6 protein-coding genes and 1 rRNA gene are annotated in these 5,465 nt (G+C 57.5%); 4 read left to right on the forward strand and 3 right to left on the reverse strand.

Features of this window, described 5'->3' with window-relative positions; translation table 11 throughout:
* The 4 genes from NZN28_RS13700 to NZN28_RS13715 all read left to right on the forward strand — a co-directional run.
* Window positions 1-194 (forward strand): 16S ribosomal RNA (locus NZN28_RS13700); the annotation flags it as partial.
* A 152-nt stretch (window positions 195-346) separates the two neighbouring features.
* A complete protein-coding gene (locus NZN28_RS13705) occupies window positions 347-1,648 on the forward strand; it encodes a DUF262 domain-containing protein (protein WP_295399076.1) in 1,302 nt (433 codons plus the stop codon).
* A gap of 148 nt (window positions 1,649-1,796) precedes the next feature.
* Window positions 1,797-2,291, forward strand: coding sequence for an NUDIX hydrolase (locus NZN28_RS13710; RefSeq protein WP_295399086.1), 495 nt, complete (start codon window positions 1,797-1,799; stop codon window positions 2,289-2,291).
* Window positions 2,292-2,452: 161 nt separating this feature from the next.
* Window positions 2,453-3,259, forward strand: coding sequence for an enoyl-CoA hydratase/isomerase family protein (locus tag NZN28_RS13715; RefSeq protein ID WP_295399078.1), 807 nt, complete (start codon window positions 2,453-2,455; stop codon window positions 3,257-3,259).
* A 247-nt stretch (window positions 3,260-3,506) separates the two neighbouring features.
* Here the strand turns inward: NZN28_RS13715 and NZN28_RS13720 are convergent, their stop codons facing one another.
* The 3 genes from NZN28_RS13720 to NZN28_RS13730 all read right to left on the reverse strand — a co-directional run.
* Window positions 3,507-4,736, reverse strand: a complete 1,230-nt coding sequence (locus NZN28_RS13720) for an MFS transporter (RefSeq protein WP_295399080.1) — start codon at window positions 4,734-4,736, stop codon at window positions 3,507-3,509.
* The gene (locus NZN28_RS13725; protein WP_295399082.1) at window positions 4,729-4,884 is read right to left on the reverse strand and encodes a hypothetical protein; all 156 of its coding nucleotides are present in this window, start codon (window positions 4,882-4,884) and stop codon (window positions 4,729-4,731) included. Before NZN28_RS13725 ends, NZN28_RS13720 begins: the two co-directional genes overlap by 8 nt.
* A 2-nt stretch (window positions 4,885-4,886) precedes the next feature.
* Window positions 4,887-5,465: cysteine hydrolase family protein (locus NZN28_RS13730; protein ID WP_295399084.1), on the reverse strand; the 579-nt coding region annotated here is incomplete at its 5' end.

A 5,465-nucleotide genomic window follows, 5' to 3' on the forward strand; every position in this document is an offset into this window, starting at 1 on the left:
CTAGTAATCGCGAATCAGCCATGTCGCGGTGAATACGTTCCCGGGCCTTGTACACACCGCCCGTCAAGCCATGGGAGTGGGTTTTGCCTGAAGTCGCCGGGAGCCACAGGCAGGCGCCTAGGGTAAGGCTCATGACTGGGGCTAAGTCGTAACAAGGTAACTGTACCGGAAGGTGCGGTTGGATCACCTCCTTTCTAAGGAGCTCTTAGCTCGGCTGATCTTTCTTTGTTCAAGCTAGCGCCCTTCGGGGCGCTTTTTTGTTGATATAGAATAAGCTATTAATGCTGTGCTATTAATGAAAAACAGTCCTCAATGCAGTGACCTTTTTGAATATTTAGGAGACTAGATGGGAAACCTTACATATAATCTCAGTGAGAAAACCATTCAAGATTTTGTTCATCTTTACAAGAACAATCAGCTCAATCTTAACCCTGGTTTTCAGCGCCAATCGATATGGCGCTTATCAGATCGTCGAAAGTTGATTGATTCGATACTGCAAGGATTTCCCATACCGTCAATATTTCTGTTTCAGCGAAGCGAACGTGAAGACGGGGGAAAGTTGATTTATGACGTGGTGGATGGCAAACAGCGCTTGGAATCCATTTTCATGTTTTTGGGACTGATTCGTGGAAAAAAATTCTCTTTGAGAACCAAGCTGGACGAGGAAGAGAAAATCCGCGAGTATAACTGGAGGAGCTTGACACCAAGATATGAAGCTAAAGTGATGGGCTACAAGCTTCAAATTGTTGAGGTATCGGGAGACTTGGCAGAAATTGAACTCTTGTTCATTAGAATCAATTCAACTGGCAAGCCACTTACTGGACAGGAGAAGCGCCATGCTCGCTATTACAATAGTCAATTTCTGAAGCAAGCTTCCAAGCTTGCAGAACGACATAAAGTATACTTTATGGGCACAGGTATCTTATCTCAATATCAAATTGACCGCATGAAACACATTGAACTAACCAGCGAATTACTTGCGTCAATTGGAAGAGAAGAACCCATCAACAAGAAAGCAGCACTTAACAGAGTGATGAGCGGAGGAAACGACCGAGAAAATTTGTTGAGTAAATGGTCAAATGATTTTGATAGAGTCATTCGAATTCTAAAAAGGATTTTCCCTCGACTGAAAGAAACGCGCTTCAGAAATATACCAGATTTTTACTCTCTGTTCTTTCTATTCTGGAAGCTTGACAAATCGGATTGTGTTCTAACGGACGTGAAACGAAATAGGCAAGCTCAAGACCTTCTTATCTGGTTTTCATGTGGCGTGAACTACACAAGCGAAAACACAAAGAAAGGGATAGGTACATCATCTGATCAGAGATTATTCTTGGAATATTTACATACTGTGCGAAGTGATACAGACAGCTTTGTTTCACGCAAACGCCGAATTGATATCCTCTATGAAATATTTGGCGATCTATTTGAAAAAAAGGATAAGCAAAGGAGATTCACTAGGGAGCAGCGAGAACTCATTTGGCATTCAACAGAGGTTAAGAGGTGCGCTAAGTGCAAAAAAATATTATCCTGGGACAATTTCACGATTGACCATATTAAGCCCTGGAGCAAAGCGGGACCTACAACAATTGACAATGCCCAGCTTATGTGTTCAAGCTGTAACAAAATCAAGAATAACCAAGCCTAATGAATAACTACTAAATATGTGCCTTCATGCACGACAAACGCCCCGCTTCCGTGTACACTGTTGGTAGGTACCCCTCGCTGGGTCATTGGGAAGTAGTTACAGTATGCGTTATTCAGTTGGTTCGCGCCGCCGTAGACCTAAGCGCGGCATGGCTGGGGGCAATGGGCCTCAGGCACTGCCGAAGTCCCGCCGTCGGGTAACTTCGGCGGGAGGGGTGGTGTTGCGGGAGAGGGCCGGAGGGAAGGGCCTCGAGGTACTCCTGATTGCGATTAAGGATGGGCGGGTCTGGAGCCTGCCCAAAGGCCAGGTGGAGCCGGGGGAGCGCTACTTTCAGACGGCCCTGCGCGAGGTGCGCGAGGAGACCGGCATAGAGGCCAGGGTGCTGGCTCCTTTGGGCAGCATCCGCTATCACTTTACCGTCAGGGACGATGGCATTCAAACCACCGTAACCAAGGAAGTCCACCACTTTCTGATGGGCTACGTGGGGGGAGTACCCCGCCCCCAGAAAGAAGAAGTGGACGGGGTGGACTGGTTTCCGGTGTCGGAAGCCCTCAGGCGGCTCTCGCACCAGAACGAACGCGATGCCGTGCTCAGGGCCCTGGCTTACTGGGACAGCAAGGCTCCGGTGGGCACACACAGCTAACGCCCGCGGCAGCAAAAGCCAGGGCAGTTGCCTTGCGCCCATGCTTCGTGTGGCTCTTGAAGAGGCAAAGGCCGGTATGAAAGGCCCAGAAAACGGCCAGAATCACCCGACAGGAGCGCCGGTCTGAGTGCCGCTCTCAGCTCATCCCGTAAACTGCTGGCATGAACTGGCAAAAGCGATATCAGCGGTTGAAGTTCGACCAGCCCGGTGAAGGGGTACTCGAGGTCATCCTCTCCAATCCAGGCCGTCTGAATGCCACCGACAGCCAGATGCACCGCGAGCTGGCCTATGTCTGGCGGGACATTGATGCCGACGAGAGCATCGGCGCAGTGCTGGTGCGGGGCGAGGGCAAAGCCTTCAGCAGCGGGGGCGACTTCGAGATGATCGAGGAAATGATCCGTGACTACGAGGCCCTGTTGCGGGTCTGGAAGGAAGCCCGCGACCTGGTCTACGGAGTGGTCAACTGCTCCAAGCCCATTGTGGCGGCCATCGAAGGCCCTGCGGTGGGAGCCGGGCTGGCCGTGGCCTTGCTGGCCGATATCAGCGTAGCGGGCAGAACCGCCCGCATTGTGGATGGGCATGTGCGGCTGGGGGTGGCGGCGGGCGACCACTCGGTGATGGTCTGGCCTTTGCTGTGTGGGCTTAGCAAAGCCAAGTATTACCTCCTGCTGAACGAGCCCCTCTCGGGGGAGGAGGCCGAGCGGATCGGGCTGGTGTCCCGGTGCGTGGAGGATGGTGCGGTCTATACCGAAGCACTCCAAATTGCCCAGAAGCTGACCCAGGGCTCCCCTACCGCAATTCGCTTCACCAAGTATGCCCTCAACAACTGGCTCCGCATGATGGGGCCCAACTTCGACACCTCGCTGGCGCTGGAGTTCATGGGCTTCCTGGGCCCCGATGCCAAAGAAGGCCTGGCCTCGCTCCAGGAAAAGCGCAAACCCCGCTTTCAAAAAAAATCTCCGCTGTGAAAACCCATTGCTCCGGGCTTAGGTCAAGCTAAAACCTTCTGGAACGGCCCTTGCTTTGAGCCTCCCGAACCACCCTGCCGAGAAGGCTTCCAGCGAGTGCCCGTAGCGCCGACTTTGCCCCGTCGGGCGCATACACCTCCCGCCTGAGGCGTCGGGATGCAGGGCGCGGCGAATATACGCACCGGCGAAGCCTTGACCTCCCACAAACATGGCCTAGATGCGCTTGGGGGCTGGAAAGGACCGTTTTTCAACCCTGCGCCGCCGCCAGCTTGGGAGGCTTGCGAATGCCCAGCGACAAAAGCGCCGCCGCAATCCCAATCGCACCCGCCAGCAAGAAAGCCAGGTTGTACTCGCCCAGGGCATCGCGGGCAGCCCCTCCAGCCCAGGCCGCGGCGGCAGCCCCCAACTGGTGAGCGGCAAATACCCAGCCGTACACCGTGCCCACGTTCTGCCGTCCAAAGTTGTCGGCGACCAGGGCCACGGTAGGGGGCACGGTGGCGATGTAGTCGAGGCCAAACACCACGGCAAAAATCAGCAGGGTCTCGGGGGTGGTGGCAAAGGGCAAAAACAGGAGCGAGAGACCCCGAAAACCGTAGTAGAGGCTCAAAAGCACGCGGGGGTCGTAGCGGTCGGTGAGGTAGCCCGAGGCCAGGGTGCCCACAAAGTTGAGCGCACCCATCACGGCCAGAATGCCGGAGGCGGTGGTAGGGGTCAGGCCACACGAGACTGCATAGGGGATGAAGTGCACCCCCACCAGGCCATTGGAGGTCGCGCCGCAGATGAAAAAGGTGGTGGCCAGGAGCCAAAAGGTGGGGGCGCGCAGGGCCTTGCCCAAAATGCCGGGGTCGGCAGTCACTTTCATGGGCGCCGAGCCAGGAGCCGCCCCCAAGGCCCGCAGGCCCATTTCGGCGGGGCTGTCTTTCATGAAGAACCATACCGGCAGAAGGGCCAGCAGCGACACCGCCGCCATGATCCAGCTGGCCTCGCGCCAGCCCAGCCCACTGGCCCAGAAGACCAGGGCCGGGATGAAGATGAGCTGGCCCGCCGAGGTGGCCGCCCCAAAGAGGCCCGTCACCAGACCCCGGTGCTGGATGAACCAGCGGTTGGCCACTGTGGCCCCCAGCACCCCGCCCACCACCCCGGTGGCCACCCCGCTCAGCACCCCCCAGACCAGGTTGAGCTGCCAGACCTGGGTCATCAGGGCGCTCAGGGCCATACTCAGAGTCATCAGGCCCAGCCCAAACAGGGTGATGCGCCGGGGCCCAAAGCGATCCATCAGGTAGCCGCTCAAGGGCGCCCCCAGGCCAAAGAGCACCAGCCCAATGGCGGTGGCAAAGGAAATACTCTGGATGGCCCAGCCGGTGCTGTCGTGGAGGGGCTGAATCAGGGCCCCCGGCACCGAGCGGTTGCCGGCGGCAATCAGGGTGGCCACCACCGCCACCGCCACCACAATCCAGCCATAGAACAACTTACGCACGCAGGGCTCCTTCCATCTGGCGCAGGGCTTCCTGGGTCTCCCGCACCAGCGTTTCGACCAGCAGGGCGGCAGGCAGGCTGCGGCACAGGCTGACGGCCTGACCGGCCCAGAGCGACATGAACTCGAGGCGGGCCAAACTCGGCTGCACGCTTACGACCCGCCTCTCTCCAGGGCTTCCTGGGTGCCGATCACCGTGCAGAACTCCCCGTCCAGGCTGGCCAGATGTACCCGGTGCACCTGTTCGGCTGGAATCATGCCCTCCGGGCTTTTCTTGGCAAAGGTGGCGCAGGCATCCCCAACCAGCCACACCTCGAAGCCCAGGTTGCCGGCCATGCGCACGGTGGTGGAGACACAGTGGTCGGTGGTCAGGCCTGCTACAACCAGGCGGGCGATGGCCTCCCGGCGCAGGTAGGCCTCGAGGTCGGTGCCGATAAAGGCGCTGTTGACGGTTTTAGCAAAAACCGGCTCCCCCTCCAGGGGACGGGCCTCGGGCTTGAAGTCGTGGCCGGGCTGGCCGGGGCGAAGCGGCGAGGTGGGGCGAACCGAGTGGTGCTGGACATGCAAAACCGGCTTACCGGCCCGCCGGAAACCCTCCAGCAAGGCGGCCACGTTGCGCTCGAACGAGGGATTATTACGAGGGCCCCAGTAGGTGGTATCGTCGAGGCCTTGTTGGATATCTATGAGCAGCAAGGCGGTTCTGGACATGTTGCGCCCCTCGGTGGCGCTCCA

This window comes from Meiothermus sp., assembly GCF_025056915.1.
In the GTDB taxonomy this organism is placed as follows: Bacteria; Deinococcota; Deinococci; order Deinococcales; family Thermaceae; genus Meiothermus.